Source organism: Flavobacterium sp. (assembly GCF_027484945.1).
GTDB lineage: Bacteria > Bacteroidota > Bacteroidia > Flavobacteriales > Flavobacteriaceae > Flavobacterium.
Window position 1 is genome coordinate 14,169 of record NZ_JAIXRZ010000026.1, and the last position, 25,347, is coordinate 39,515.

The 25,347-nt window shown below is 37.2% G+C and carries 28 protein-coding genes; 11 read left to right on the forward strand and 17 right to left on the reverse strand.

From position 1 onward, the window contains the following. Positions 1-35 precede the first annotated feature (35 nt). The 10 genes from Q0039_RS04015 to Q0039_RS04060 form a co-directional block, all read right to left on the reverse strand. Positions 36-1,055 (reverse strand): COX15/CtaA family protein, encoded by a 1,020-nt coding sequence (locus Q0039_RS04015; protein WP_297509423.1) that lies wholly within the window; start codon positions 1,053-1,055, stop codon positions 36-38. Between the two features lie 155 nt (positions 1,056-1,210). Continuing rightward, positions 1,211-2,635 carry an HD domain-containing protein gene (locus Q0039_RS04020; RefSeq protein ID WP_297509426.1) on the reverse strand — a complete coding sequence of 475 codons (1,425 nt, stop codon included), beginning with the start codon at positions 2,633-2,635 and terminating at the stop codon, positions 1,211-1,213. A 267-nt stretch (positions 2,636-2,902) separates the two neighbouring features. Then, positions 2,903-3,478, reverse strand: coding sequence for an L-threonylcarbamoyladenylate synthase (locus tag Q0039_RS04025; RefSeq protein WP_297509430.1), 576 nt, complete (start codon positions 3,476-3,478; stop codon positions 2,903-2,905). A gap of 2 nt (positions 3,479-3,480) precedes the next feature. After that, complete coding sequence (locus Q0039_RS04030) at positions 3,481-4,461, reverse strand: WavE lipopolysaccharide synthesis family protein (RefSeq protein ID WP_297509433.1); 981 nt, start codon at positions 4,459-4,461, stop codon at positions 3,481-3,483. After that, on the reverse strand, positions 4,454-5,182 hold the full coding sequence (locus Q0039_RS04035; RefSeq protein ID WP_297509437.1) for a glycosyltransferase family 2 protein: 729 nt from the start codon (positions 5,180-5,182) through the stop codon (positions 4,454-4,456). Before Q0039_RS04035 ends, Q0039_RS04030 begins: the two co-directional genes overlap by 8 nt. Beyond that, positions 5,179-5,511: a hypothetical protein gene (locus tag Q0039_RS04040; protein ID WP_297509440.1), complete on the reverse strand. Its 333-nt coding sequence runs from the start codon at positions 5,509-5,511 to the stop codon at positions 5,179-5,181. Before Q0039_RS04040 ends, Q0039_RS04035 begins: the two co-directional genes overlap by 4 nt. Then, positions 5,511-6,236 carry a glycosyltransferase family 2 protein gene (locus Q0039_RS04045; RefSeq protein ID WP_297509442.1) on the reverse strand — a complete coding sequence of 242 codons (726 nt, stop codon included), beginning with the start codon at positions 6,234-6,236 and terminating at the stop codon, positions 5,511-5,513. Before Q0039_RS04045 ends, Q0039_RS04040 begins: the two co-directional genes overlap by 1 nt. After that, positions 6,229-6,858, reverse strand: coding sequence for an HAD family phosphatase (locus Q0039_RS04050; protein ID WP_297509445.1), 630 nt, complete (start codon positions 6,856-6,858; stop codon positions 6,229-6,231). Before Q0039_RS04050 ends, Q0039_RS04045 begins: the two co-directional genes overlap by 8 nt. Further along, positions 6,830-7,720 carry a WavE lipopolysaccharide synthesis family protein gene (locus Q0039_RS04055; protein ID WP_297509448.1) on the reverse strand — a complete coding sequence of 297 codons (891 nt, stop codon included), beginning with the start codon at positions 7,718-7,720 and terminating at the stop codon, positions 6,830-6,832. The genes Q0039_RS04050 and Q0039_RS04055 overlap by 29 nt, the downstream gene beginning before the upstream one ends. Then, positions 7,720-8,352, reverse strand: a complete 633-nt coding sequence (locus Q0039_RS04060; protein ID WP_297509451.1) for a hypothetical protein — start codon at positions 8,350-8,352, stop codon at positions 7,720-7,722. The genes Q0039_RS04055 and Q0039_RS04060 overlap by 1 nt, the downstream gene beginning before the upstream one ends. A 295-nt stretch (positions 8,353-8,647) precedes the next feature. Between Q0039_RS04060 and Q0039_RS04065 the strand changes: the two genes are divergently transcribed. Together Q0039_RS04065 and Q0039_RS04070 are read left to right on the forward strand one after the other, a co-directional pair. Continuing rightward, positions 8,648-9,802, forward strand: a complete 1,155-nt coding sequence (locus Q0039_RS04065; RefSeq protein ID WP_297509455.1) for a glycosyltransferase — start codon at positions 8,648-8,650, stop codon at positions 9,800-9,802. Beyond that, positions 9,786-10,742 (forward strand): hypothetical protein, encoded by a 957-nt coding sequence (locus Q0039_RS04070; RefSeq protein ID WP_297509458.1) that lies wholly within the window; start codon positions 9,786-9,788, stop codon positions 10,740-10,742. The genes Q0039_RS04065 and Q0039_RS04070 overlap by 17 nt, the downstream gene beginning before the upstream one ends. On the opposite strand, the gene Q0039_RS04075 is transcribed toward Q0039_RS04070, so the two are convergent. Next, complete coding sequence (locus Q0039_RS04075; RefSeq protein WP_297509461.1) at positions 10,713-11,636, reverse strand: glycosyltransferase family 2 protein; 924 nt, start codon at positions 11,634-11,636, stop codon at positions 10,713-10,715. The genes Q0039_RS04070 and Q0039_RS04075 overlap by 30 nt on opposite strands. Before the next feature lie 2 nt (positions 11,637-11,638). Beyond that, complete coding sequence (locus tag Q0039_RS04080; RefSeq protein WP_297509465.1) at positions 11,639-12,433, reverse strand: glycosyltransferase family 2 protein; 795 nt, start codon at positions 12,431-12,433, stop codon at positions 11,639-11,641. A gap of 43 nt (positions 12,434-12,476) precedes the next feature. Between Q0039_RS04080 and Q0039_RS04085 the strand changes: the two genes are divergently transcribed. Next, on the forward strand, positions 12,477-13,196 hold the full coding sequence (locus Q0039_RS04085) for a polysaccharide deacetylase family protein (RefSeq protein WP_297509470.1): 720 nt from the start codon (positions 12,477-12,479) through the stop codon (positions 13,194-13,196). A 251-nt stretch (positions 13,197-13,447) separates the two neighbouring features. Here the strand turns inward: Q0039_RS04085 and Q0039_RS04090 are convergent, their stop codons facing one another. Next, complete coding sequence (locus tag Q0039_RS04090) at positions 13,448-14,185, reverse strand: glycosyltransferase family 2 protein (RefSeq protein ID WP_297509474.1); 738 nt, start codon at positions 14,183-14,185, stop codon at positions 13,448-13,450. A 50-nt stretch (positions 14,186-14,235) separates the two neighbouring features. Between Q0039_RS04090 and Q0039_RS10280 the strand changes: the two genes are divergently transcribed. Both Q0039_RS10280 and Q0039_RS04100 read left to right on the forward strand, forming a co-directional pair. Next, positions 14,236-15,708, forward strand: coding sequence for a glycosyltransferase (locus Q0039_RS10280; protein WP_366520869.1), 1,473 nt, complete (start codon positions 14,236-14,238; stop codon positions 15,706-15,708). A gap of 7 nt (positions 15,709-15,715) precedes the next feature. Next, entirely contained in the window at positions 15,716-16,660 is a 945-nt protein-coding gene (locus Q0039_RS04100) for an NAD-dependent epimerase/dehydratase family protein (protein ID WP_297509477.1), read from the forward strand. 2 nt (positions 16,661-16,662) lie between these two features. Here Q0039_RS04100 and Q0039_RS04105 read toward each other — a convergent pair whose 3' ends face one another. After that, positions 16,663-17,727: a glycosyltransferase family 9 protein gene (locus Q0039_RS04105; protein WP_297509480.1), complete on the reverse strand. Its 1,065-nt coding sequence runs from the start codon at positions 17,725-17,727 to the stop codon at positions 16,663-16,665. Positions 17,728-17,788: 61 nt separating this feature from the next. Between Q0039_RS04105 and Q0039_RS04110 the strand changes: the two genes are divergently transcribed. Continuing rightward, on the forward strand, positions 17,789-18,544 hold the full coding sequence (locus Q0039_RS04110; protein ID WP_297509483.1) for a lipopolysaccharide kinase: 756 nt from the start codon (positions 17,789-17,791) through the stop codon (positions 18,542-18,544). Between the two features lie 185 nt (positions 18,545-18,729). Here the strand turns inward: Q0039_RS04110 and Q0039_RS04115 are convergent, their stop codons facing one another. The 3 genes from Q0039_RS04115 to Q0039_RS04125 all read right to left on the reverse strand — a co-directional run bounded on the left by Q0039_RS04115 (position 18,730) and on the right by Q0039_RS04125 (position 21,210). Continuing rightward, entirely contained in the window at positions 18,730-19,293 is a 564-nt protein-coding gene (locus Q0039_RS04115) for a nucleosidase (protein ID WP_297509486.1), read from the reverse strand. A 176-nt stretch (positions 19,294-19,469) separates the two neighbouring features. Then, positions 19,470-20,285 (reverse strand): 2,3,4,5-tetrahydropyridine-2,6-dicarboxylate N-succinyltransferase, encoded by an 816-nt coding sequence (locus Q0039_RS04120; protein WP_297509490.1) that lies wholly within the window; start codon positions 20,283-20,285, stop codon positions 19,470-19,472. Positions 20,286-20,325: 40 nt separating this feature from the next. Continuing rightward, a complete protein-coding gene (locus Q0039_RS04125) occupies positions 20,326-21,210 on the reverse strand; it encodes a hypothetical protein (protein ID WP_297509494.1) in 885 nt (294 codons plus the stop codon). 117 nt (positions 21,211-21,327) lie between these two features. Between Q0039_RS04125 and ruvX the strand changes: the two genes are divergently transcribed. The 5 genes from ruvX to Q0039_RS04150 all read left to right on the forward strand — a co-directional run bounded on the left by ruvX (position 21,328) and on the right by Q0039_RS04150 (position 25,329). Then, positions 21,328-21,744, forward strand: a complete 417-nt coding sequence (gene ruvX, locus Q0039_RS04130; protein ID WP_297509498.1) for a Holliday junction resolvase RuvX — start codon at positions 21,328-21,330, stop codon at positions 21,742-21,744. Between the two features lie 57 nt (positions 21,745-21,801). Beyond that, positions 21,802-22,389, forward strand: coding sequence for a peptide deformylase (def, locus tag Q0039_RS04135; RefSeq protein WP_297509501.1), 588 nt, complete (start codon positions 21,802-21,804; stop codon positions 22,387-22,389). Positions 22,390-22,432: 43 nt separating this feature from the next. After that, positions 22,433-22,906: a DUF5606 domain-containing protein gene (locus Q0039_RS04140; protein WP_297509504.1), complete on the forward strand. Its 474-nt coding sequence runs from the start codon at positions 22,433-22,435 to the stop codon at positions 22,904-22,906. A gap of 81 nt (positions 22,907-22,987) precedes the next feature. After that, positions 22,988-23,761, forward strand: a complete 774-nt coding sequence (gene mazG, locus Q0039_RS04145) for a nucleoside triphosphate pyrophosphohydrolase (RefSeq protein ID WP_297509507.1) — start codon at positions 22,988-22,990, stop codon at positions 23,759-23,761. Positions 23,762-23,892: 131 nt separating this feature from the next. Continuing rightward, positions 23,893-25,329: an amino acid permease gene (locus tag Q0039_RS04150; protein WP_297509512.1), complete on the forward strand. Its 1,437-nt coding sequence runs from the start codon at positions 23,893-23,895 to the stop codon at positions 25,327-25,329. Positions 25,330-25,347: the final 18 nt, after the last annotated feature.

The window sequence follows — 25,347 nt, forward strand, 5'->3', positions numbered from 1 at the left end:
AATATCGCCAATAGTTAAATTCAATCGATTGACACTTATTTACTCACTCGATGCAGGGTAAACGTGATCGCTGCCAGTAAAAAGAAGGCTACGGCTTGATGCGTTACACCCAACCACAGAGGAACGCTGTAAAGTAAAGTGAAAATACCCAAACCAACTTGAACAAAAACGATCAAGATGAGCGCATTCATTCCTCGTTTTTGAGTAACCGATAATGAGTATTTTTTACCAGAAAAATATAGAGTAAGAATCAGTGCAACTACAATATAAGCCAGTATTCGGTGAATAAACTGAACACCGCTTTTCCCTTCTGTAAAACGGAGTAACCAATTCGGTTTTTCTAATACAATGCTATCATGAAAAAACTGACCGTCACTCATCAACGGCCAATGGTTGTGTACATGACCCGCATCCAAACCGGCCACAAATCCACCCCAAATGATTTGGATGACCACCAAAATCCAAGTGAGACGCGCCAGATTTTTTAGAGGGGCTACACCTTCATGTCGACCGGCATATAGTAAGTCTAAGGCTACCCAAAGGGTGTAGGCAAAGGTTAAAAACGCAAAGGTCAAGTGCAAGGATAAACGAAAATGACTTACATCGGGTTGGTTGAAATCTACTAAACCACTTTTAACCATAAACCACCCTAAGAAACCTTGCATTGCACCCATTCCTAACAGAATAAAACACTTCGTTAACGTTTCGGGATTTAACCTTTTTTTCCATAAAAAATATAAAAAAGGGAGTATAAAAACCAATCCAAGTATTCGGGCAATAAAACGATGAAACCATTCCCAGAAGTAGATAAACTTGTAATCGGAAAGTGTAAAATGACTATTAATGCGTTGGTATTCTGGAAACTTTTTATATTCATCAAACGCCGTTTGCCATGCAGCCTCAGTCAAAGGAGGGAAGGTGTCGGTCACCAAATGCCAATCGGTCATCGATAGGCCTGAACCAGTTAAGCGGGTTATACCTCCCACAACTACCATTACAAATACCAAAACACATCCGGTTAATAACCAATATACAACGCCTTTGTCGGTTTTCATAGCGCTAAATTTAGAGAAAACAAAAGTACATTACAGAATTGAAATGCAACGATTAAACGGTGGTTAATTTTTTGTTTTTTTTAGCGTTTTAAATGTAAAATGAACAAAAAATGTTGGCCACAAACAAATGCCACGAGTTGCTGCATTATTGGTAATCAATTGGGTCCAATTAACCCCATTTGCTTGGCTTTTACCATCACAAAGTCGAATGCAGCTTGGTACTCATTCGGAATTTCACCTTCTAATATGGCTTCTTTTACCGCATCTTTCAATTGACCCACTTCACGCGAAGGTTTAAGATTAAAGATGCTCATAATTTCTTCTCCAGTTATCGGGGGTTGGAAATTACGCACCTGATCACGGGCTTCAACTTCTACGATTTTTTGACGAACCAACTCAAAGTTCTTGTGGTACTTTTCAAATTTCTTCGGATTCTTTGTAGTGATATCGGCTTCGCACAGTGTCATCAGACTTTCAACATCTTCGCCTGCATCAAAAATCAAACGACGAACTGCACTATCCGTTACAATGTCTTGTGCCAAAACAATTGGGCGCGAACTCATCATCACCATTTTTTGCACAAATTTCATTTTTTGATTCAACGGCATGTGCAAACGAGCAAAAAGTTTTTTTACCATTTTGCTTCCTAAGAATTCGTGACCATGAAACGTCCATCCTTGTTTTTTGTGAAAGCGTTTGGTTGGAGCTTTCCCAATGTCATGCAACAAGGCAGCCCACCGCAACCACAAGTCGTCGGTGTTCGGACAAATATTGTCAACCACTTCTAAGGTATGGTAAAAATTGTTCTTATGCGTATGTCCTTCCACTTCTTCCACGCTATTAAGTGCGGTTAATTCGGGAAGAATTCGTTCCAATAATCCTGTTTGATGTAACAGTAAAAAACCCAAAGAAGGTTGGGCTGTAGCTAAAATTTTATTCAATTCATCCACAATGCGCTCACCCGAAATAATGTCAATCCGGTGGGCATTTCGCGTAATCGAATCCAATGATGCGATGTCTATTGTAAAGTTTAATTGCGAAGCAAAACGAATGGCGCGTAACATACGCAAGGGGTCGTCAGAATAGGTAATATCGGGATCCAAAGGCGTCCGTATCAATTTTGCTTCCAAATCAGCTACCCCGCCAAACGGATCGACTAAATCGCCAAAAGTCGTTGGATTTAAAGAAAATGCCAAGGCGTTGATTGTAAAATCTCTACGTTTTTGATCGTCTTCTAATGTGCCTTCGGCAACAAAAGGATTCCTGCTGTCTTCAGCATAACTTTCTTTTCGCGCACCCACAAATTCGATATCCATATCCTTGTAGCGCAACATCGCTGTACCGTAGTTTTTAAAAATTTGTACCTTAGGATTGTGGGGGAGAAGGGAACTTACTTTAACCGCCAAATCAATACCCGAACCTACAGCCACTATATCAATATCCTTTTTGTGCTTGCGTTGCAGCAATAAATCGCGAACAAAACCGCCAATCACATAACACTCGAGATGTAATTCTTTTGCTGCTTGTGCAACTACAGAAAAGATTTTAGGGTTTAAAACTTCGGCGTAATTAGTTTTCAACGGGATTATTTTTTGCAAAAGTACAAATTCCACTCGGTTATATGGGCACCCGGGCGCGTCATCCGCTCTATCTTTTATTTCGCTTGCGCTTCATAAAAGGATGCCTCTACTACCGCTGGTGCATTCTTGGACATATCAAATATTCGAAACTAAAGACCAATGTAATGTTGGAACCCATTTAAAATATCGATTCATATATTAAAATGGTAACGCATTGACACATCGCCTCATTGTCACATTGCCTCATTGTCACATTGCCTCATTACCTTATTTCCGTATCACCTTTACTTGTGCATCCTGTGTCAACTTGATAATCGTAGAAGGAGTATTACACAATTTATCTTGGTGCAATTGTACGATATAATCGACACCATTACGGATAACTGAACTGATTTCTTGAAAGGATTTTGGGGTGGGTTCACCCGAAATATTGGCTGAAGTCGAAACCAACGGACGTTTCATGCGTTCCATTAGTTTAAAGCAAAAAGGTTCTTTGACCAACCGCATTCCCAATGAATTATCTAGAGCAATAATATTTTTGGCCACATTTTTAGGATGATCCAAAATTAATGTAGTTGGCTTTTCTGATAAATCCAATAATTGCCAGGCCACTTCTGGAATGTTATGAAACACCGAATGCAGCATGCGGTCGCCATTCATCAATACAATCATATTTTTGGATTCTTCCCGGCGTTTTAATTCGTAGATTTTATTAATAGCCGCCTCATTAGTAGCATCACAACCAATGCCCCAAACGGTATCGGTAGGGTATAGAATGATGCCACCCTTGGCAATGACTTCGTAGGCGTTATGCACTTCGGTTGCAATTAACTTTGGATCCATAGTTACGCGCGTTTCATGCGTTGTAAACGCTTTTTTCTTCGTCTAAAATTCTTTAAAATATAGCGAAACGAATTCCATTTCACCTGTAACGCCATCCAAAAATCATTACTCTTCTTTTGAACACAATAGGCTTCATACAAGGCTTCCCATTGTTCAAAGCGGTATAAAGTAGGATTATCCAATTCGATATCCATTTTTTCAGGTAATCGTAAGCCCAATTGGTCCAATTCTAAAAACACAAAATTATCAATCAGTGTTTTTTCCGAAAGGGCAATTTTTGAAAAAGGTACTTCACAGTAATAGTTTAATTGCAAATTTATTCCTTTTTTGGCAGCACAACGATACCAAATATATTGTTCACAAGCATAACGCATTTTATAGGCATCATAAACATACGGTTCATTGTAAATAATATGAGTTTCAGGAAAAAAACGTGTTGTTTCGGGTTCGGGTTGCAACGGAATATCCCATAATAATTTCATATCCCTAGTTAACCCAACTTGAAAAATATCACTTACATGATATAAAATTGGTATTCTTCTAGGGTCTTTGGTAAAGGCTACAGAAGTTAAAATACGCTGTTCAAAAACTTGATATCTGTTGTGTGCATTGTATTTGCACAAATAGTTTAAAAAACCGTTATGAATCAAATGGCAATCACTGCGTAATTTCATGGTGTATGTTCGTGTAGCTTTCAATACACCATTGCGCGTTGACACAATCTGACGGTTATTGTTATTGAATTTGGAGGTGTTGCTATCGTAATAGGAGGTGCCACCTGGATCTTCGTTTTCAATTAAAACATCAAAGTCCAAATGAGAAACGGCACTGCCTCTCCAAGTCGATAAGATAATCTCAGCACCCGGTAAATGCTGTCGCGCACTTGCCAAACAGCGTTGCGTGAGTTGCAAAGCTGCTTCATCGCCGGGTTTACCATGAACCGGACCTTGAACTACAACAGAAAAATCTGAGGGATTATACATGTTTTTCTAAATAGAGCGTCAAATCTTCAGGCGTACCCAAACCGTGCATCGCTTCAAAATCAATGTTGTAGATTTTGATTTTTTGGCCTTCTGCAATACAATAATTATAGACCGGACAGGTGTAAAATTCGTTATTGACACGGTCGTTATTGGCAATCATATCAATGGCGCCATCCACAAAATAGCGTCCATTGGTAAAGAAATAAATCCCTACCGTTGCATATTCTGAAATGGCTTTTTTCTCTTTTACTTCGGTCACATTACCCTGAGCATCGATTTTGGCAAAGGACCACTTCGGATTGCGTTCTGCATCTACAAACGTCAAAATACTGCCGTCTGCATTTTGCTCCAAACAATCGTTGATATACGCTTCTATCGAATGATCTACCAACTGATCAGAGTTGGCAATCAATAAGGGATAATCATTGTTAATGAATTTACGAGCAAACAAAACGGTACAAGCCGTTCCTTCAGTCAATTGATCCAATTCGATGAATTGAGCGTTGTAATTTTTTTCCAATGCAGCGACCAATTCCCGCTCTTGTTCCAAATGTTCTTTACGTCCGATTAAAATATAATTGGCATTGGGATAGTATAAATTCTCCATCACCCGCGCAATCATTGGCTTACCGTTTACATCGATAAAAGGTTTTGGTTTTTCATAACCGGCTTGAGCAAAACGACTGCCTTGACCAGCCATCGGAATTACAATATTAATCATAATGAATCTACGTATTTATCATTGGAAGCACCGGGAACTTTTACCACTATTGTAGTTGTGTCGGTGAGTGCTCTAAAATCAGTTGAAGTATTGGGTTCAATTTTGATAATCGCACCGGCGCCATATTTTTCACCACTCATTTCCACTTCTCCAGAAATGATTACGGTAAATTCCGTTGCGATTTTGTGATGGTGCGAAGCTTCGTATTCCCCCGCAGTATAGGATTTTACACCTACTTCTACATCATTGGTTTTGTATAATGAAGGTTCGAAGTTACCAATGAACCATCCTTTAAACATATCGGCTAAATCGTGTTTTTCAAGCGCCATTATTTTTGTGCTTTTAAGTATTCTTGTAAATTTTGTGGAGCATAAAACGAATGGTAATCCGTTTTGTTAATGCCAAAATTCACTACTTTTTGATTCTTTAAAATGTATTCATTAATCACGGATGAGGTGAAAAAGTTCCCATTGATTTGTACATCGTCCAAAATACATTGGAACGCATTGGCAAAGAAATCCTGTGCTTTTGCAAAAAAGTAAAAACCGGCAATAGCGGCATTACTAATCGGATTTTTCTCAGCCGTTTGTACCACTTCACCATGTTCAATGCGGGCATACGACCAACGTGGATGTACCGAAGGAAAGGTAACAATACCCACATCGGCTTTGCGTTCGTCGAAAGAAGAAAGAATCGCTTGAAAATTATGGTTGATGATTTGGTCGCCGTTCAATACTAAAATACGATCGTCATCCGAAAGGGAATCAATCGTCATTAAGATACTGCACAAGGCACCTTTGGTATCACTTTTCAATTTTACAATTTCGCTATTGGGTGCCAATAAACGAATGGTATTGTCCAAGTGAAATTTTCGTACATCTTCATCTTTTAAAATAAAAACAGCCTGAAAAGGTTCGGTAATCGATTGGAATTGTTCAATCACTATTTGAATCATGGGTTTGCCATCGATTTCAACCAAAGGTTTTGGATAGGAGAATCCGGCATTGGTGTACAATTCAGAACTACCGGCTAAAGGAATAATGATTTTAAGCATGTTCAATTTCTTTAATACGGTTCATAATGGCGGTAAATTGTACGTCATCCACCGTCTCTACTTTGAATAAATGGGCTCCCGAAGCGATCGCTGCTTTGATTCCGTTTTCATTATCTTCTACAATCAAACATTCTTCGGGTTGGAGTCCCAAGCGTTGAATGGCTTTTTGGTAAATCTCCGGATCGGGTTTACCGTGAGTCACATCTTGATTAGAAATAAAGAAATCCAAATATTGGGTCAAGTTGGCTTTTTGCATCATGATTTCGATGGTGTTGCGCACCGAATTCGAACAAACGGCAATATGGTAGCCTTCTTCTTTTAGTTTGGATAACGTATATTGGTGATTAAAGGAAGGTTTGCATTTGGCATAGACCATTTCCATCGTATACACTTGCTTGAGGTCGTTGATGAACCCATGCAATTTACGGGGAAAACCACCTTCCAAACTTAACATCTCCAATTTTTTCTTGGTCGGAAGTCCGTCAAAAGTGACCAAATGATCGTAGCGACTAATTTCGGTTCCAAATAAGCGCAAGGCTTTGTTTAAGGCTTCATAATGCCAATCTTTAGCATCGATGAGTACGCCATCCATATCAAACAATACGGCTTTGATTTTTGTCATTTGCCAATTTTTTAATTTTTACAAAAATAGGATATATTTTGCAATAGTATATTGCTTTTAGTATGCTAAAATATTTTGATTTAATCAATTCATTTTCAGTGTATATAGAGTCTGCGTGCCAACCGCTAATAATGCGCTTTGGAATTGTAATTCCTAATTGATTTGGATTGTGAATTTTGAAATTTTCGATAAATATTTTTTCAGAAAGGTGCGTAAATTCCGAGTTACTTTTTAAACGTGAATTATGATAATCGGTTAATAATCCTTCGCGAATCAGCAAAGACATGAGTAGATATTGTTCCGGAAAAATGGGAGCATTACCATTAATATTATTGAGTATAGAAGTTTCAGCACGTTCTGCGCTGAAGAATTTTTGTACAGCTTTAGTTTTCCCAAAAAGGAAAATATCTGATGGATGAAATAATAGTCCGATACCATGTTTGACAAACTGTTTATATGGATTTCTTGAAAAATAATTAAGTAATACAATTTTAGATTCAAACAAAACTGCTTTGTCATCGAATTGAAATCCGCATAAATAACTACTAGTAAATACAATATCAGTTCGTGTTTTAACGGCATAAGGAGTTTTAACTTTTTCTAAACCATGTTGAGAAGAAACTATAAGGCGGTTTACATTACATTGTTCAGAATATACAGTATTTAATACTTCCGGTGCTTGCTGTTTAACCAATAAATCATAATCAAGTTCATTTGTATTTTCGGTGTCCCATGTGGATAGAATAATAGTTGCACCCTTATAGTGTTTTCGGATGCTCTTCAATACCAAAAGTGTATTAAATGATTCCTCATGAACTATGGGACCCTGCACAACAAATGAAATATCTTGAGGATGGATCATTAGCTTTCTTGAAAAAAGAGTGTAGCGACCTCTGGTAAATCGGTACACAAAATGATATTGGGAAGTCTATGTAAGTTTTCCGATTTTAGTAAATTCCAAAGTGTTTCAGGATCTCTTTTGTGTAATTCGGGCGATACTAGAGCTACTTTTTTGTCATCGTCTATAAATTTGCGAATCAACGTGTTATCATACCATAAGCTTTCAAATGCATCTAACCAAATACCATTACACTCTGCGTATTTGCTAACCGCGGTTTCGTATTCGCTGCGACGGGAATAGTAGATAAACCCGTGGCGATCGTAGTGCAATAAATCCGGAACCGACATGTCAAAAACAAAATAATTGGTGATGTGGTGCGCCTGTAATAATTCCATCAACGGTGCTTGCAAACCATCCGCTTTAATATTTAAAGCTAAAGTTCCCGTGCAGTTAAACTGATTGTAAATTTCAAAAAAAGTTCGAGCAAGTATACTGTTTTCATCGGCTATATCGTGAGCAATCACTAATTCACCTTTATAGTCACGAATATCAGTTTCGGTTCCTATATTTTTTGAAAATGAACGAATAAATGCAGCTTCGGTATTTTTTTCTTGTGGATCAATCCAATAACCCCGGTGACTTATGATCTCCATGATTTTTAATTTTTGACAAAGATAAAAAGCTATTCTTAGCTCGCAAGATTACAGCTAGTCATCTACATGTAAATTTACTTTATTTAATAAGTATTTTATGATCAAAAAGAAGTTTAATTTTCATTAAAATGATATCTTTTATTTTAAGCTTGATTTATTTTTAGGTAAAAATTTCTGAGATTTTTCCTTGACTTTTTTTAAAATGTTAATAGTCAATCAATAAGATTTTCTTATTTATTTATAGTGTTACAATTTAAACTTCTCCTTCGATTTATATCTTTGTAAAAACAAATTCATGAAACTGCTTTACTTTTACCCCGAATTTCCACTTCAAGCCTCGCAAGGAAATTCTATTCGGGTAATAGCTTTGTTGGATTATTTTAAATCACGTGGTCATCAAGTCGATTTCGTGTGTGAAGCCCCAGAAAATAAGCAAGGAGAAATGCTTGAAGAGTTGAAAAAAAGCGATTTAGTTTCTAATTGTTACTTTCTTCGTAATTATCAGAAAAAAAAGCATAAACTCGGTTACTTATTTCAGATTTCAATTCCTAATTTACTTCATGGGCGTATGCGCCAGTTTTACCGAGTTAAACCCGGTCAACAAAAAGATTTTAATAGAATTCTACAAGATAAGCATTACGATTTAATTTTGATTTCGTATGCCTGTTGGTCGGGTTTAATAGAAGATAATCCGTTTACAGGAAAAGCTCAGTTATGGTTAGATACACATGATTTTCTCACGGCACAATTTCAATCTACACGTAGGTTTGATTTAGGGAAGTCGATGGAAACAGAAATAAAATTATTAGGTTTATTTGATAAAATACTCGTAATTTCTCCAGAAGAGCAGTATGTCTTTTCACAATTTATAAAAAAACCAATCGAGGTGGTCACCCATTCTATTCCCAATGCTTCTAAATATATTTCGGAGTCAATTGACTATGATTTTATTTTTGTAGGTAGTGATAATCAACATAATATCCAATCGATACAATGGTTTTTCAACCATGTTTATCCTTTACTGCCAAAAACTGCTCGTTTCATAATCATTGGAAAAATAACTGATTTTGTTGCAGAATATCCCAATGTAACCAAAGTTCGTTTTGCACCATCGTTACAAGTTTATTATCAAAAAGCTAAAATAGCTCTTTGTCCTATGGTTTCTGGTACTGGACTTAAAATTAAGGTGGTAGAGGCGCTTTCCTATGGATTGCCTGTCGTTTGTCAACCCCGAAGTATAGATGGATTATGGAATAAAAGTGAAAACGGTTGTTTGGTTGCCAATGAACCAGAGTTATTTGCTTCTCATTGCATACAACTTTTGAATGATGAGCCATTATATAATTACCATTGTGAACAGAGTCGTACCTATTTCAAAAATCACCACGATACACAAAAGATATATCAAGAATTAGACCGTATATTTGAGAACTATGAGAAAGAAACATAATCGTCTTATCACAGAAATTATTAAGTTATGGTTGCGTCTTGTAAATAAGTCGCGCTATTTTGAATACAAGTTCCAATTAAAAGAACAAGGTGTAAAAATGCGCCATACGGAGTTCTTAGAGGGAGAATTAACACGTATTCGTAAAGCAATTGTTCAAAAAAAAACATTAACTTTCAAACACTCAGGGCATATGGGAGATTTGATTTATGCCTTACCTGTAATCAAAGCTCTTGCTCAAAATGCTCAATGTGAACTCTACATACAATTAGATCAGCGTATTGGACGTAATTACCATAAACATCCGAATGGTAATATTATGATTAATCAACGTGGGTTTTTAATGCTGAAACCCCTCTTAGAGCATCAATCATATCTTTCAAAGGTAGCTATTTATCAAGGAGAATCATTGGATATAGATTTGGATTTATTCCGTAAAATGCCATTTGCACTTGATTTTCATTCCGTTCGCTGGTACTATCATATCACTGGAGTTTTTCCTTCAATGGAGGAGCCCAGTATTGAAGTCGAACCGCTTCCTCAATTTGCAGATAAAATAGTTGTGGTTCGCACTTTTAGGGGGCGAATGCCAAAAATTAATTATCATTTTCTTACTCAATATAATAATGTTGTTTTTTTGGGAACAAAACCTGAGTTTGATGATTTTGTATTGGAAGTACCAAATGCGACTTTCCATAATGTTTCCGATTTTAAAGAACTTGCTGGTGCAATTAAAGGGTGTAAATTATATATTTCCAATCAAACCTTTGCCTTTGCTTTAGCTGAAGGTCTAAAAGTTAAACGAATTTTAGAAGGAAATCCCTATACTCCTTTTGTTTTTCCTGTAGGAGGAATTGGTACGGAAGTCTTCTTTCAACATGATTTTGAAGCCAAAGTTGCTGAATGGATTACATCAGAGGCTGATCTTTTGCCGGTGACGTAATGATGAAGATAACGGTGCTCCTGCCCACAATGTTTTGAATAGATACCCGTATTTGGGTTTGATGAGTAAGCTTAAACTATAATTTAAGCGCAAATAGTTTAATAAAAATACAAAGGGTAAATAACCGTAGTGTTTTCGGATGATGTAAAGTAAAGAAATTTTCAATTCGGTTTTAATCAAAATACTACTGGGGGTACTAGCGCCATGATGATGAACGTAGTGTGCCTCTGGAACTAACCAACATGATTTGCCCAAGCTCTTTTCGATGCGTTTACATAAATCGGTTTCTTCATAGTATAAAAACAAATTAGTATCAAATCCACCTACAGCATTAAAATCAGCACATCGAATGAACATAAAACTACCCTGCACATAATTTACAGCTATTGGCTCGAAATATTCTTTTTTTCGATTCGGATATTTTTTGGAATTGATTAGCTCTAAAAATTGTCTTCCCAATAGTTCTTTAGTTACCGATGCAAAATGATCAAAAGCAACCGTGCGCGCGCCATTTTCTTTAAAGGATTGTCCGCCAACTACAGCAACCTCTGGCCGGTTATCAAGGAATTTTTTAAAAATACCCAAACAATCGTTTAGAAAGAAAGTATCGCTATTGACAAAGGCAACATAGTGTGCATTAACCTGCTGGTAGCCAAGCATATTTCCCATACCAAAGCCCGTATTGATAGCACTGCGAATAAGTTGTATATCCGAATAAATATGTTGGTCACAATAGGCTTTTAATTGCAAATAATCTTCCTTTTCTGATCCATTGTCAACAATGATAAGTTGAATTGAAAGTTGTTGTGGTGTGAACTTTAATAGGGTGTCAATACACTTGCTGGTCATTACTCCAGAATTGTAATGCACAATGATAACGGCAATGTCTTTCATTATTATTCAATTTTTCGGTACATCATCCACAATTGTAAATAACGTTTAAATACGGAAAAGGAGTGTACATAGGCCAATATAAATCCTTCTTTTCCATCTAAAATCCCTAAGCGAAATAAATATTGCCAGAAAAAGCGGTAGAGGGGACGAATAAAAAAATGATAGCCGTTTGGTCGCTTCTTTTTTTGATACAAATTTAAAGCTTGTAGTTTACTATAAAGGTTGAGTTTGTCGTTATAATTATCGAAACTCTTATAACTATAATGGTTCAACCGATTTTTAAGTACGCCCACTTGACCGTCACTTTTGACTTCTTCGTGTACTAAATTTCCGTTGTAAGAACCATAGTTTTTGTTGAATAACCGAATGGCTTTGTCGTTTTGCCAACCTCCAAAACGGATGCGCTTACCCATAAAGTGAAATGTCCTTTTTATGAAAAAAGCCGTTTTATTTCCAGGATTAGCTACGGTAGTTTTTATTTCTTCTTCCAATTCGGCTGAAATGATTTCGTCCAAATCAAAAAACAAAATCCAATCATGAGTTGCCTGCTCAATCGCGTAATTCCGTTGCTCTGAAAAATTTGTAAATGAACGGGTGATTACTTTTACCCCCAAAGATTGCGCAATTGCAACTGTTTGGTCTGTACTTTCAGAATCTACAAAAATTATCTCATCTGCAAATGATAAGCTCGCTACGTATCGTTCAACATTAGCCTCTTCATTGAAAGTAATGGCCAATGCGGTGATTTTAGACGAACTTGAATTTTCAGACATAGAATTGATATGAATCTGCAACAAATATACTATTTTTACTCAATTCCAATTTCAAATTTCACTTACCGTGGCGCGACTTCCCATTTTGATGTACCATAATGTTACTGCTGATCCTCGACTAAGTAAAGGTTTAACCATTGCTGCTTCACGTTTTGAAGAACATTTAAAGTTTTTACAGTCAAAAGGTTATCAATCGTATTTTTTATCCGAATTAGAAGGGAAATCAAGTGTAAATGGGTGTGCTGTTTTGATTACGTTTGATGATGCCACTGTTAATCAATTGGAATTTGCGGTTCCTTTATTAAAAAAATATGGCTTTAAAGCGGTGTTTTTTGTACCGTTTGCCTACCTCGGAAAGACCGATGCGTGGAATACTGAAAGACCGAATCAGGGAGAACCCATTATGACCGCGGAACAATTACGCACTTTGGATCGGGAAGTCATAGAATTAGCGCATCATTCCTTCAGTCATCAACCGTTTGCTCAATTCAATGAAAATGAAATTGCGTACGATTTTGAATCGGCTTTTGCTGTAATTGAAAAAGAACAACTAAATGTTTATCCTGCATTAGCCTATCCTTATGGGAGTTACCCTAAAAAAGACCCTTCTCGAAAACATTTTTTCAAAATAATAAGTCAACATGGTATGCGTTTTGCTTTTCGCATCGGAAATAAAGTAAGTGCCTTTCCTTTCACCAATCCTTTTGAAATTAAACGAATCGATATTAAAGGGGAAGATAGCTTGTGGAAGTTTAAATGGAAATTGCGATTTGGGAAGGTTTTTTAGTCTTTAGACATTAGACTTTGGTCGCTAGACGTCAGAATTTAGATGTTATTATGATCCTTAACACCGGTTGATTTATGCTGTCTTTTTTAGGTTGTTGAATGAAGGAATAGGGTTTTTTATATTCTTTTGCCAAATGGAAGAAGCCTGACAACCTATACCAATAAAATTAAATAAAATTAGGGAAAGCATTTCAATAGCATATTCCAAATTTGGTACACGATGCTAACCGTTTAAAATTTAAAATTTAGAATTTATTTCATCTCCCGTTCCAACAACATCAATTTTACATAGCGTGAAAAAACCCCATAAGCATTGACCATTGCTAATGCTAAACCTGGGATGCCGTCTAAAAATCCTTTTTTCAAAACATAAGAAGAAAAAAAGCGATAAGAGGGTTTGAAGATTAAATGAAATAGGGTCACTTTATTTCCTTTTTCTCGCGCCATTCCCGCCTGATACCATGCATAGGAATTTTTTTTACTTAACGCATGAAACAAACCTTTGTACGTATAGTGAATCATAAAGTGCTGCAATTGACCGATAGAGCCCTTTACGTTTAGTTTTTCGTGTACATCACCCTTAAAATGAACGTGGTCATTTTTTACCAAACGTAAGACGCGATCTACCTTGTGATACAAAAAGCGATTCATGAAATAGTGCGGAAAATTGATTTTGTATCCGGCATGTTTCGGATTTTTCAAGGTTTCCAGTATTTCCAACTTTAGCTTGGGTGTAACCCGTTCATCGGCATCAACAAACAAAATCCAATCGCCTGATGCCAATGCAATTGCTGCATTTTTTTGATTGGAAAAATTATCAAATTTCCGTTGTATTACTGTGCAACCTAACGATTGTGCCAGTTCATAGGTGCCATCTGTACTAAAAGAATCAATAACAATAATTTGTTGTGCAAAAGCAACCGATCGAACGGCATCTTCTAAATAATGAAATTCGTTATAAGTGGGTATTATGACAGAAAGAGTTTGCATTCTTAAGGTTTAGAAAACAAATTTAATAAAATTAGGTTACCTTTGCACCCATGCGAAAGAATGTTACGGTAGTATTAACACAGGGAACTGGTACACGCCCATTTTCATTGACACTGCAAGGTTATGCGGCACAAAATTACCGCAATTTTGAGGTTGTAGTCGTAGCCAATACTGATTTTTCACTCCACTTAGGTGATTGGTATTTTAAAATTTCAATTTGTACAGGTCCTGAATTAATTAATTATTTACAACATTCCCATTCTGATTATGTGATTTTTGCTGATGCTTATGCCATTCCTCGCTTTGATTTTGTTGAAGAACATATTAAAAATAGGGAAGAAGGCTATTATTTAACAGGGTCCCGTTTTTTTATTCAATCCACGATTTGGGATCAATTAAATCCCAATTACATTGAATCGGGTGCTTGTTTTAATAAACGTTTTCTTCAACAACAGGGACTATATTCAAGTGTTTTTGGATTTCGCCCGTTACAACCGGGAATATGGTCGGGAATTTTAGATCGAATACTTCCTTGTTTGGAGTTTAATTTCTCCAATGCATCCCTATGGAAAGCAGATTTTCTGTCATTAGCTGCATTGGGTCAATGGGATGATCAGTATTCGCGCGATCGATTTTATCGTAATTTAGGGACATTAAAAAAGAAGTCTGTTAAAAATAATACGTTTCTCATGGCAACATCAAAAGATAAAAACCTAAAAATTTCAGTAGTGGTGAGTACATACAATGCTGAAGAATGGTTGGAAAAAGTTTTGATTGGTTACCAACACCAAACCTATACGGATTTTGAATTAATTATTGCCGATGATGGATCGCGTCAATCAACAAAAGAGTTAATTGATCGCTATGCTGCGGCTTATCCTGTTCCGATGCGCCATTTATGGCATGATGACCTAGGGTATCGCCGTCAGGAAATTTTAAATGTTGCAATAATGGAAGCGCATCATGAATATATAATTATGACCGATGGCGATTGTATTCCGCGACATGACTTTGTTGAAATTCATGCGCTTGAAGCTGAGCGTGGTCGCTTCTTGTCAGGAGGTTATTGCAAACTGACGATGAAAACTAGTAAACACATTTCTGAACAAGATATTGTAAACCAAAATTGTTTCAACGTAAGTTGGCTGAAATCTATTGACAAACTCGGTTTTTCCAATACGTTAAAGTTGGGGGCTAATCCGATTATAGCTAAATTATTGGATTTTATTTCGCCCACAACACCTTCGTTTAATAATTGTAATTCTTCTGGTTTTCGCGAAGACATGATTGCCATTAACGGCTATGATGAGCGAATGAAATATGGTGGTCCGGATCGTGAATTTGGCGAACGCCTTGAAAATTTTGGTGTGAAAGGAAAACAAATTCGCCACAAAGCTGTAGTATTGCATTTGGATCACCCCCGAGGTTATAAAACCCCAGAATCACTTGCGGCTAATTTGGCAATTCGTAAGGAAGTTAGGGCTAAAAAAATCAAGTGGACTCCCTTTGGTATAAAAAAATAATCAGGTTATGCGAATTTTAGTCACCGGTGCTGCGGGATTTATTGCTTCCCATTTGTGTGAAAAGCTTCAGGCATTAGGTCATGAAGTGTATGGAATTGATAATTTTAATGATTATTACAGTCCCGACCTGAAATTACGCAATGCATCTGATCTTCAAGCCAAAGGAATTCCAATTTTTAAGGTTGATTTAAATGCCGATTTAAAAGAAGTATTTCTCCAACCGTATGATTTTATTTATCATTTGGCTGCCCAACCGGGTATTTCTGCCGATACCACATTAGATGATTACATGGTTAACAATATCAAAGCAACGCAAAATTTATTAGAAGCGGTTCTTACCTATAATTCTGATTTAAAATCATTTGTAAATATTGCGACTTCCTCTGTTTATGGCCTTGAAGCAACTGTAGATGAGTGTGTTCCAGCACAACCTGTTTCTTTTTATGGGGTGACTAAATTGGCTGCAGAACAATTGGTTTTAGGTCTTCATCGTACAGGTAAATTAAATGCTTGTTCAATTCGCTTGTATTCAGTCTATGGGCCTCGTGAACGTCCAGAGAAATTGTACACCAAATTAATTGAAAATCTAATCCACAACCAACCTTTTCCATTGTTTGAAGGCAGTTTACGACACGAGCGCAGTTTTACCTACGTTGGTGATATTGTGGAAGGTTTAGCCGCAATAATTGGTCGTGAATCACGTGTAAACGGCGAAATAATTAATTTAGGTACCGAGGAGGTCAATACAACAGAAGAAGGCATTAAAGCAGTTGAAGCGATTTTAGGTAAATCCTTGATTGTTCAACAGTTTCCGGCTCGAAAAGGGGACCAACAGCGAACGGCAGCTGTCATCGATAAAGCCCGTCAACTACTGGATTATAATCCCAAAACGTCATTGCGACAAGGATTGGAGCTACAAGTCGCCTGGTACAAGGAAAAATTCACGTCCTAAACTTAGCCCAAATGGTGCTTTAGAAATGCGTGTAATCGATCCAAATACAAAGTGGGGTTGTGTTCACGGTACAATTTTGTTGGATCGGCTTCGATTTTTTTCCGTTCTTCATACGAAAACGAACCATACAGTTCGGGTTTGTCTTCTCGTAAATGCACAGAGGTGTGCATTATACCATCTTCAAAACTAGCCCAATGATCTTTGCTTACGTAGGGAGAAAATAGTGTAAACGTTGGTTTGTTTAACGCTTTGGCGATATGGACTGACCCGCCTTCATTGGCCACTAAAACATCACATTGTGCCATAAGTTTGATAAAATCCCGAATGGATGGTGCATAAATATCTAAGATGATCCGGTCTTTAAATTCACAAAGGGCTAAAATTTTTTGCGCCTCTTCTTTTTGATGGGGTGAATAATTAAAAAGGAGATAAACATCAAAGTGCTGTGAAATGTAATCACAAACCTGTGCTACATAGTCGTAGGGCATTGATTTTTGCGGGGTACTACCTAAAATACCGAGCACAATCACCTTTTTATCTTTGTAGGGTCTTAGCCAATCTTCCTTTTTCTCAGCTTCTGATAAAAACAATTTTGGTGCATAATCAATAGGCTCAAAATCACCAGCAAATTCAATTAAATGAACCCGATCTTCAATAGCTTTCCCACAAAATTTATCCGATGTTTCAAGACCTTCTGTGGGATGGGTATAGTAGTTCCAATTTCCGAATTTTTTTCTTGATTTATGACCAATTGTCATTTTTGCCCCTGAAAATTTACAAATTAAACGGCTTTGGGTTTTGGAATAAGGATCAAAGATGATGTCGTACTTTTGCTGACGCACCCATCGGATAAAACGGATGAGGTTGGGTAGTTTTTTCAATTCTTTTTCCTGTATCGGAATAATTTTATCAATGTTCGGATTCTGTTCCAAAACCCCTGTGGTGAAGCCGTAAGCCATAAAATGTACTTCACTATCGGGGAATTTGCGTTTAAAGTTGTTGGCAATTACCGAAGCGATCAATACATCACCGATACGTTTGTTTTGAATGATTAGAATCTTTTGCATAGGAGAAAATCTTGCTGCAAAGTACAATTTTTTATACATTTACCCAACTTAAAACTTGCCTGTGCCAACGATTCTGCATCCAAAATATGCTCCGCAACAAACCGCTCTGGAAAACTTGGCTGTTCACTTTGAGCAATCGGGAACGTTAATCGTGAAAGGTGCGCGTAATTCAATTAAAACCAACGAGTTAAATAATGAAACGGTAAGTATTAAATTCTTTAAAACGCCAGGCTTTTTTAAATCAATCATTTATTCGTGGTTCCGTCAAAGTAAGGCCAAACGCTCCTTTGATTATGCGCTGTATTTGCAACAACACGGTATTCTAACTCCTTTTCCTATCGGTTATATCGAAGAACGTAAGGCTTTGGGTTTGTTGGGCGATAGTTTTTATTTTTGCCAGCATATAGACTACGATTTTACAATTCGTGAACTCATTCATGATCCTTTGTTTCCCAACCGTAAAGTGATTATCGAGCAGTTTACTGAATTTACGTTTAAAATGCACGAGGCAAACATTAATTTTTTAGATCATTCTCCCGGAAATACCTTGATTAAAGAAGTTGGAGATGGGCGCTATTACTTTTACTTGATTGATTTGAATCGAATGCGGTTCGAACCCATGAACATTCTGCAACGCATGGATAATTTCAAGAAAATGTGGTTGTCAAAAACCATGTTGCAAACGGTAGCGGCAACCTATGCCCGTTTGAGTGGAATATCTGAATCTGAATTGTGGCCAATATTATGGCAAACCTCCCAAGATTTTAAGCGTAAAATCAACAAAAAGAAGTGGTTAAAACGAAAGTTGAGGAAGTAGGGTAGTTTTCAGTGGGCAGAAGGCAGTGTTCAGTGGGCAGTAAGCAGTGATCTGTTCTAAGACTTTAGACTTTAGTCTTTAGAAAGCGACTACAGACTTATGGTTTCAATTTTGTAATAGTGCAATATTTCAGCCTTGCAGGATCGAAATAAGCCACTTATAATTTATAATTCAAAACTTGTACTTCATAACAACAACTTCCCGTAGGCTTCTGCCGCTTTATGAACTTGTTCCGACCAGTCATCGGCAGCATTATCATCGGCGCCATCAGAAATATATTTAAGACAAAGAAATGGGATTTTTTCTTGTTGTGCGATATAGGCGAGCGCATAAGCTTCCATGTCAACAACGGTATAACTTGTGTTGCCCTGTTCCATTTCAAAACTATCGCCGGTACCACATACGGCTTGAGGTAATCCATCAAAAATTTCACCATATTCCAATACAGAAGGAATACCCGATAATGGGGTTTCATACTGCTCAAATCCAAGGCCGCGCACATCCATATCACGTTGCACAAACTGTCTGCAGTTTACTACGGTACCTTTAGGGAAATGGGAGCTACCTGCCGATCCCAGGTTGATGATTAATTTTGGCCGTTGAGAACCCAATATTTTGGAAAGTGCATACGTAGCTTGTACTTTTCCAATACCCGTAAAAAGAATGTTTTGCCCATCAAAAACATCAGCTGCTTCAGAAGCTAATGCAAAGCAGAAAAGAATTTCGTCAGGTGAATAGGATTTAAGCATAGTGTTAGTTTTTGGTTACGCTACTTTTGCATCAACAATTGTCTTATCTTTTGTGTTAACTAATTGTAATGCTTTCAACGCTTTATATTCTATAAATACCAGTAAATTTTAACGATCGACTCATTGATCGAAATCCAATATTTATGCGAAATTTGAAATAGGAAACGTGAAGCCTCTTACACGGCTACATCATATTCCCGTAACGCATCATTTAACGATGTTTTTAAGTCGGTTGAAGGTTTGCGTTTACCGATAATTAGGGCACAAGGCACTTGATAGCTTCCTGCTCCAAATGTTTTGGTGTAACTGCCTGGAATGACTACTGATCGTGCGGGTACAACCCCTTTATATTCTACCGGTTCGCTGCCTGTAACATCAATAATTTTTGTAGAGGCGGTCAAACAGACATTAGCCCCCAAAACCGCTTCTTTTTCAACACGAACGCCTTCTACAACAATACAACGTGAGCCAATAAAAGCTCCGTCTTCAATAATTACGGGTGCCGCTTGTAACGGTTCGAGTACGCCACCAATTCCAACACCTCCACTTAAATGTACCTCTTTTCCGATTTGTGCGCAGCTCCCTACGGTTGCCCAAGTATCTACCATTGTTCCTTCATCAACATAAGCTCCGATATTGACATAACTTGGCATTAAAATCACACCTTTCGAAATATAGGCCCCATGACGTGCAACTGCATGTGGGACTACACGAATGCCTTTTTCGGCATAGCCCCGTTTGAGTGGAATTTTATCATGGTATTCAAAAATACCCACTTCAAAGGTTTCCATTTTTTGAATAGGGAAGTACAGCACTACGGCTTTTTTTACCCATTCGTTCACTTGCCAACCGGTTTCGTTGGGTTGTGCTACACGTAAGGTTCCAGCATCCAATTGGTTGATGACTTCACGAATGGCATTTTGAGTAGCTTCTTCTTTTAATAATTCGCGGTTTGACCACGCATTTTCTATAGTTTGTTGTAATTCTTTCATGTGCTAAAATTGAATGACAAAGATAAAGGTTTGTTTGTTTTTATGGCATAAAGTGCGGGTTTTTCCATCGATAACCACGGCTAATTTTTTTCAAGGTCCTTTCCCAAAATCCCATTTTTTTGTAGGCTCTTTTTTCTTTAGACAGTATCCAAGGATTCCATTTTGGCGCGTGTTGGAGGCGATGATCCCAAGAAGAATAGTAGGCGAGAAAGTCCCTAATTACCAATCGGAACTCTTTGTAATACCAATAATGGTGAATCATCGATTTTGCTTCTTGGAGTTGTTGGTCAGCAAAAGCTTTGGTTACCGCAATTTGTTCCATACTAAATAATGGATACCTTGCATATAAAACATCCATTAGGACTTCTGCACGTTGGAGTTGGGGAAGGTGAATATTCGTAATCCCGATACAGCCAGAATTCCAAACTTCAAACTGCTCATTCAAACCAATTATTTCACCATTTGGAAGCGTAAATTGCTGTTGTTGGCGAAGTAACTTTTTCATTTTTGTTGCAATTCCACCCGAGTTAGCATACAGCGGCCCCTCGTTGGTATCCATAAAGACCGCTCCATCTGCAATTGCTTTAAATAAAGGCTGCAAAGGTTGTCGAAATACAACATCGCTATCGACATATAGGAATTGCCCCGAATACAAGCGCAAGCATTCTTGAAGGACTTTAATTTTTACACGATAGGGATAATTATCGGCTCCTTTCCAAATTGAAATTTGGTTGGGTGTTAATTCATGAAGTAGGATTTCTTGTGGGACTTGTGATTGTAAATACGCTAGGTCATCAGTAAAAATATGGACGTTACAATCGGGTTTGATTTGAATTTGATACAATGAAAATATCGACCAAAGGATTTCATTTTGATAATCCCGACCTCCAAATGCAACGTAAATTAGATGGTTTTGTAGTGTCATACAACAAATATAATCGTTCCAATTGGGATAACCATTGTTAAATAATTAGTCCTTTGTTAAAGAATATTTTAAAAGGTTACCATTACCATTAGGTAAAATAATTTGTACATTTGACATATGCCACGACTATTAGCTATAGACTACGGAATAAAGCGCACGGGTATTGCCGTAACTGATGAGCTACAACTAATAGCTTCAGGATTGACAACGGTTGCAACGTCAGAATTACTCCCTTTTTTAAGTGCTTATTTTACGACTGAAAATGTGAGTAAGGTTTTGGTTGGTGAACCCAAACAAATGAACGGTTTGCCTTCGGAAAGCGCACCACTAATCAATGATTTTGTAGCCCGTTTTCAAAAGCAATTTCCTGAGATCCTAGTCGAACGTGTTGACGAACGGTTTACTTCCAAAATGGCTTTTCAAACGCTTATTGATAGTGGCCTTAAAAAAAAACAAAGACAAAATAAAGGACTCATCGATGAGATTGCTGCGACTATTTTATTGCAGGATTATCTTACCCGTAAAATGATATAATCCCTTTTCAAAAGGTAAAAATGTACTATTTTTGCGTTATAATTTAAAACTTCACTCATGATTTTACCTATTGTAGGTTACGGCGATCCAGTTTTACGAAAAGTTAGTGAGGCTATTTCACCGGAATATCCCCAATTGAAAGCGTTAATTGCGGATATGTATAACACCATGTACAATGCTTATGGTGTGGGCTTGGCTGCCCCACAAATAGGTTTGGCGATTCGTTTGTTTGTGATTGATACTGAGCCATTTGCGGATGGAGATGTGATTGATTCAGCAGAAAGAGAACAGTTAAAAGGATTTAAAAAAACCTTTATTAATGCAGTTCTTTTGAATGAAGAAGGGGAAGAATGGGGATTTAATGAAGGTTGTTTGAGTATTCCCGATGTTCGGGAAGATGTCTATCGTAAAGAGCGAATTACGATTGAATATTACGATGAGAATTTTGTAAAGAAAACGGAAGTTTATGATGGTCTAATCGCTAGGGTAATCCAGCATGAATATGATCATATTGAAGGAATTTTATTTACCGATAAAATTGCAATGCTTAAACGCACCTTACTAAAGAAAAAACTTCAAAATATTATGGATGGAAAAGCGCGCCCTGATTACCGAATGAGATTTTATAATAAAAAAGGACGTTAATTCAAACAAATAAATATATTTGCCACCGAAAACAATAAATCAAATGAAAATTGATAAAATATTAGCCATTTCTGGTAAACCCGGATTATTTGAATTAAAAATACAAACCCGTTCAGGCTTTGTAGCAGAATCGTTATTGGATGGTAAAAAGATTACCGTTGGAATGCGTAGTAATGTTAGTTTATTGTCTGAAATTTCGATGTATACTTTTACGGAAGAAAAGCCATTAGTTGAGGTGATGCGTGCCATAGCCCAAAAAGAAAATGAAGGTCCAGCCCTTTCTCATAAAGCGGATAATGCCGAGTTGATTGCCTATTTTCAAACGGTATTACCCGATTATGACCAAGACCGCGTATATGCTTCAGATATTAAAAAGGTTTTAAATTGGTATAATATTTTACAAGCGAAAGGCATGGTTTCAAAAGAAGAACCTATAATTGAAAACGCCGCTGAAATTAAAGACCATGTTGTAGAAGAAGTTAAGGCAAAAAAGAAGCCCGCTAAGAAAAGCGAATAAATTTTAAGAAAAAAATCAAATAGCATTTATCCCGATCATATTTATGGTCGGGATTGTTTATATTTACCCAAAACGATTTCTATGAATACGCGCGAAACGCAACTTCAAGCTTTTAATCGATTACTCGATATAATGGACGAATTACGCGAAAAATGTCCCTGGGATAAAAAGCAAACCTTACAATCATTACGTCATTTAACCATTGAAGAAACCTATGAATTAGGCGATGCGATTTTGAATAATAATCTTGATGAAGTCAAAAAAGAGTTGGGCGACTTGCTTCTGCATATTGTATTCTATGCAAAAATAGGCAGCGAAAAAGAAGCATTTGATATTGCTGATGTGGCAAATGAAATCAGTGATAAATTAATACACCGTCACCCGCATATTTATGGTGATGTTGTTGTGGCCGATGAGGAAGAGGTGAAGCAAAATTGGGAAAAATTAAAATTAAAAGAAGGCAAACAATCGGTTTTAGAAGGTGTTCCTAATGGTTTGCCAGCGATGGTAAAAGCAAGTCGTATCCAAGATAAAGTTAAAGGCGTAGGCTTTGATTGGGAAGTTCCCGAACAAGTTTGGGAAAAAGTACAAGAGGAACTACAGGAGTTAAACGAAGAAGTTGTTTCCGGAAACCACGATCGTATCGAGTCCGAGTTTGGAGATGTTTTGTTTTCTATGATAAACTATGCCCGATTCATAAAAGTTAATCCTGAAGATGCGTTGGAGCGAACGAACAAAAAATTCATCAAGCGCTTTCAATACCTTGAACAAAAGGTAAATGAAATGGGAAAATCTTTAGCCGATATGACTCTAGCAGAAATGGATGTGTATTGGAATGAGGCGAAGAAGCTTTAATAATTTGAATACCTGCCTGCCTGCCGGCAGGTTTGATAATTTGATAATATTAATAAACAATGACTAACGACTAAAGTCTAAAGTCCAACGACTAAAGTCTAAAGTCCAAAGTCTAAACTCAAACAACTACTATGGAAAAAAACGAATTAAAACGTACACTTGGTCTTATTGATGCGACTAGTTTGGTAGCAGGATCGATGATTGGATCTGGTATTTTTTTGGTCACTTCTGCTATGGCACGTGACGTGGGTTCGGCGGCTTGGATTTTGGTTTTGTGGTTGATTACCGGACTCTTAACCATGTCCGCTGCGCTTAGTTATGGTGAATTAGCGGGAATGATGCCAAATGCAGGAGGGCAGTTTGTTTATATTCAACGCGCCTATGGTAAACTCATTTCCTTCCTTTACGGGTGGACGGTATTTACTGTAATTCAAACCGGAGTTATTGCTGCCGTTGCAGTGGCATTTGCCAATTATACCGCTGTGTTTTTTCCAGTTTTAGAAAATAATCTACTTACAATCGATACGTTTGTATTCACCAATAAACAACTATTGGCAATCGGGAGTATTCTTTTGCTCACCTATATTAATACTCGTGGAGTTCAAAATGGAAAGTTTATCCAACTGGTGTTTACTTCGGCAAAACTCCTTGCCTTGTTTGCATTGATTATTTTAGGCTTATATGTAGGCTTACAATCGGAGGTTTTGGCTCAAAATTTTACCAACGTTTGGGAAGCAAAAAAAACGATCAATCACGAAGGAACGCTTGAAATTTCCCTCTTAAGTGGTGTAGCATTACTAGGTGTAATGGGTGCAACCATTATCAATCCTTTGTTTTCAAGTGATGCATGGAATAATGTAACTTTTATTGCGGGTGAAATTAAAGACCCCAAGCGCAACATCCCCCGAAGTTTATTTTTAGGGACGTTGATTGTGACTATAATTTATTTGCTTGCGAATGTGGCCTATTTATCTTTATTGCCTTTAAATGGATCACCCGATGGCACCACAGTAATGGAGCGCGGAATTATGTTTGCTGCCGAAGATCGTGTTGGGGCAGCAGCGGCAAGCGTAATTATGGGTAATGTTGGAGTATTGGTAATGGCCGGACTCATAATGGTGTCGACTTTTGGTTGCAATAGTGGTTTAATTTTAAGTGGAGGGCGTCTGTTTTACGCTATGGCGCAAGATGGTTTGTTTTTCAAAAAAGCAGCTGAACTCAATAATAAAGATGTGCCCGCTCGTGCATTGTGGGTGCAAGGAATATGGGCTTCGGTACTTTGTCTTACGGGTAAATATGGCGATTTATTAACCTATGCTACTTTTGCATCGTTACTGTTTTATATACTCACGATTGGTGGCCTCTTTATTTTACGTAAACGAGAACCCAATGCAGAACGACCCTACAAGGCCTTTGGTTATCCGTTTGTTCCCATGATATATATGGTAATTACAGCACTCATTTGTTTTGCTTTATTAATTTATGATACCCGTAATACGGGACTTGGATTGGGTATTGTAGCATTAGGAGTTCCTGTATATTATTTATTTTTGAGAAAAAATGAATAGAATAGGAGTTTCAATTTT

Bases quoted from the DNA above. Each gene is read 5' to 3' on its own strand.
- Q0039_RS04015 (WP_297509423.1), bottom strand. From the start codon at position 1,055: ATGAAAACCGACAAAGGCGTTGTATATTGGTTATTAACCGGATGTGTT.
- Q0039_RS04025 (WP_297509430.1), bottom strand. From the start codon at position 3,478: ATGGATCCAAAGTTAATTGCAACCGAAGTGCATAACGCCTACGAAGTC.
- Q0039_RS04030 (WP_297509433.1), bottom strand. From the start codon at position 4,461: ATGTATAATCCCTCAGATTTTTCTGTTGTAGTTCAAGGTCCGGTTCAT.
- Q0039_RS04035 (WP_297509437.1), bottom strand. From the start codon at position 5,182: ATGATTAATATTGTAATTCCGATGGCTGGTCAAGGCAGTCGTTTTGCT.
- Q0039_RS04040 (WP_297509440.1), bottom strand. From the start codon at position 5,511: ATGGCGCTTGAAAAACACGATTTAGCCGATATGTTTAAAGGATGGTTC.
- Q0039_RS04045 (WP_297509442.1), bottom strand. From the start codon at position 6,236: ATGCTTAAAATCATTATTCCTTTAGCCGGTAGTTCTGAATTGTACACC.
- Q0039_RS04050 (WP_297509445.1), bottom strand. From the start codon at position 6,858: ATGACAAAAATCAAAGCCGTATTGTTTGATATGGATGGCGTACTCATC.
- Q0039_RS04055 (WP_297509448.1), bottom strand. From the start codon at position 7,720: ATGATCCATCCTCAAGATATTTCATTTGTTGTGCAGGGTCCCATAGTT.
- Q0039_RS04060 (WP_297509451.1), bottom strand. From the start codon at position 8,352: ATGGAGATCATAAGTCACCGGGGTTATTGGATTGATCCACAAGAAAAA.
- Q0039_RS04065 (WP_297509455.1), top strand. From the start codon at position 8,648: ATGAAACTGCTTTACTTTTACCCCGAATTTCCACTTCAAGCCTCGCAA.
- Q0039_RS04070 (WP_297509458.1), top strand. From the start codon at position 9,786: ATGAGAAAGAAACATAATCGTCTTATCACAGAAATTATTAAGTTATGG.
- Q0039_RS04075 (WP_297509461.1), bottom strand. From the start codon at position 11,636: ATGAAAGACATTGCCGTTATCATTGTGCATTACAATTCTGGAGTAATG.
- Q0039_RS04090 (WP_297509474.1), bottom strand. From the start codon at position 14,185: ATGCAAACTCTTTCTGTCATAATACCCACTTATAACGAATTTCATTAT.
- Q0039_RS10280 (WP_366520869.1), top strand. From the start codon at position 14,236: ATGCGAAAGAATGTTACGGTAGTATTAACACAGGGAACTGGTACACGC.
- Q0039_RS04100 (WP_297509477.1), top strand. From the start codon at position 15,716: ATGCGAATTTTAGTCACCGGTGCTGCGGGATTTATTGCTTCCCATTTG.
- Q0039_RS04105 (WP_297509480.1), bottom strand. From the start codon at position 17,727: ATGCAAAAGATTCTAATCATTCAAAACAAACGTATCGGTGATGTATTG.
- Q0039_RS04115 (WP_297509486.1), bottom strand. From the start codon at position 19,293: ATGCTTAAATCCTATTCACCTGACGAAATTCTTTTCTGCTTTGCATTA.
- Q0039_RS04120 (WP_297509490.1), bottom strand. From the start codon at position 20,285: ATGAAAGAATTACAACAAACTATAGAAAATGCGTGGTCAAACCGCGAA.
- Q0039_RS04125 (WP_297509494.1), bottom strand. From the start codon at position 21,210: ATGACACTACAAAACCATCTAATTTACGTTGCATTTGGAGGTCGGGAT.
- ruvX (WP_297509498.1), top strand. From the start codon at position 21,328: ATGCCACGACTATTAGCTATAGACTACGGAATAAAGCGCACGGGTATT.
- def (WP_297509501.1), top strand. From the start codon at position 21,802: ATGATTTTACCTATTGTAGGTTACGGCGATCCAGTTTTACGAAAAGTT.
- Q0039_RS04140 (WP_297509504.1), top strand. From the start codon at position 22,433: ATGAAAATTGATAAAATATTAGCCATTTCTGGTAAACCCGGATTATTT.
- mazG (WP_297509507.1), top strand. From the start codon at position 22,988: ATGAATACGCGCGAAACGCAACTTCAAGCTTTTAATCGATTACTCGAT.
- Q0039_RS04150 (WP_297509512.1), top strand. From the start codon at position 23,893: ATGGAAAAAAACGAATTAAAACGTACACTTGGTCTTATTGATGCGACT.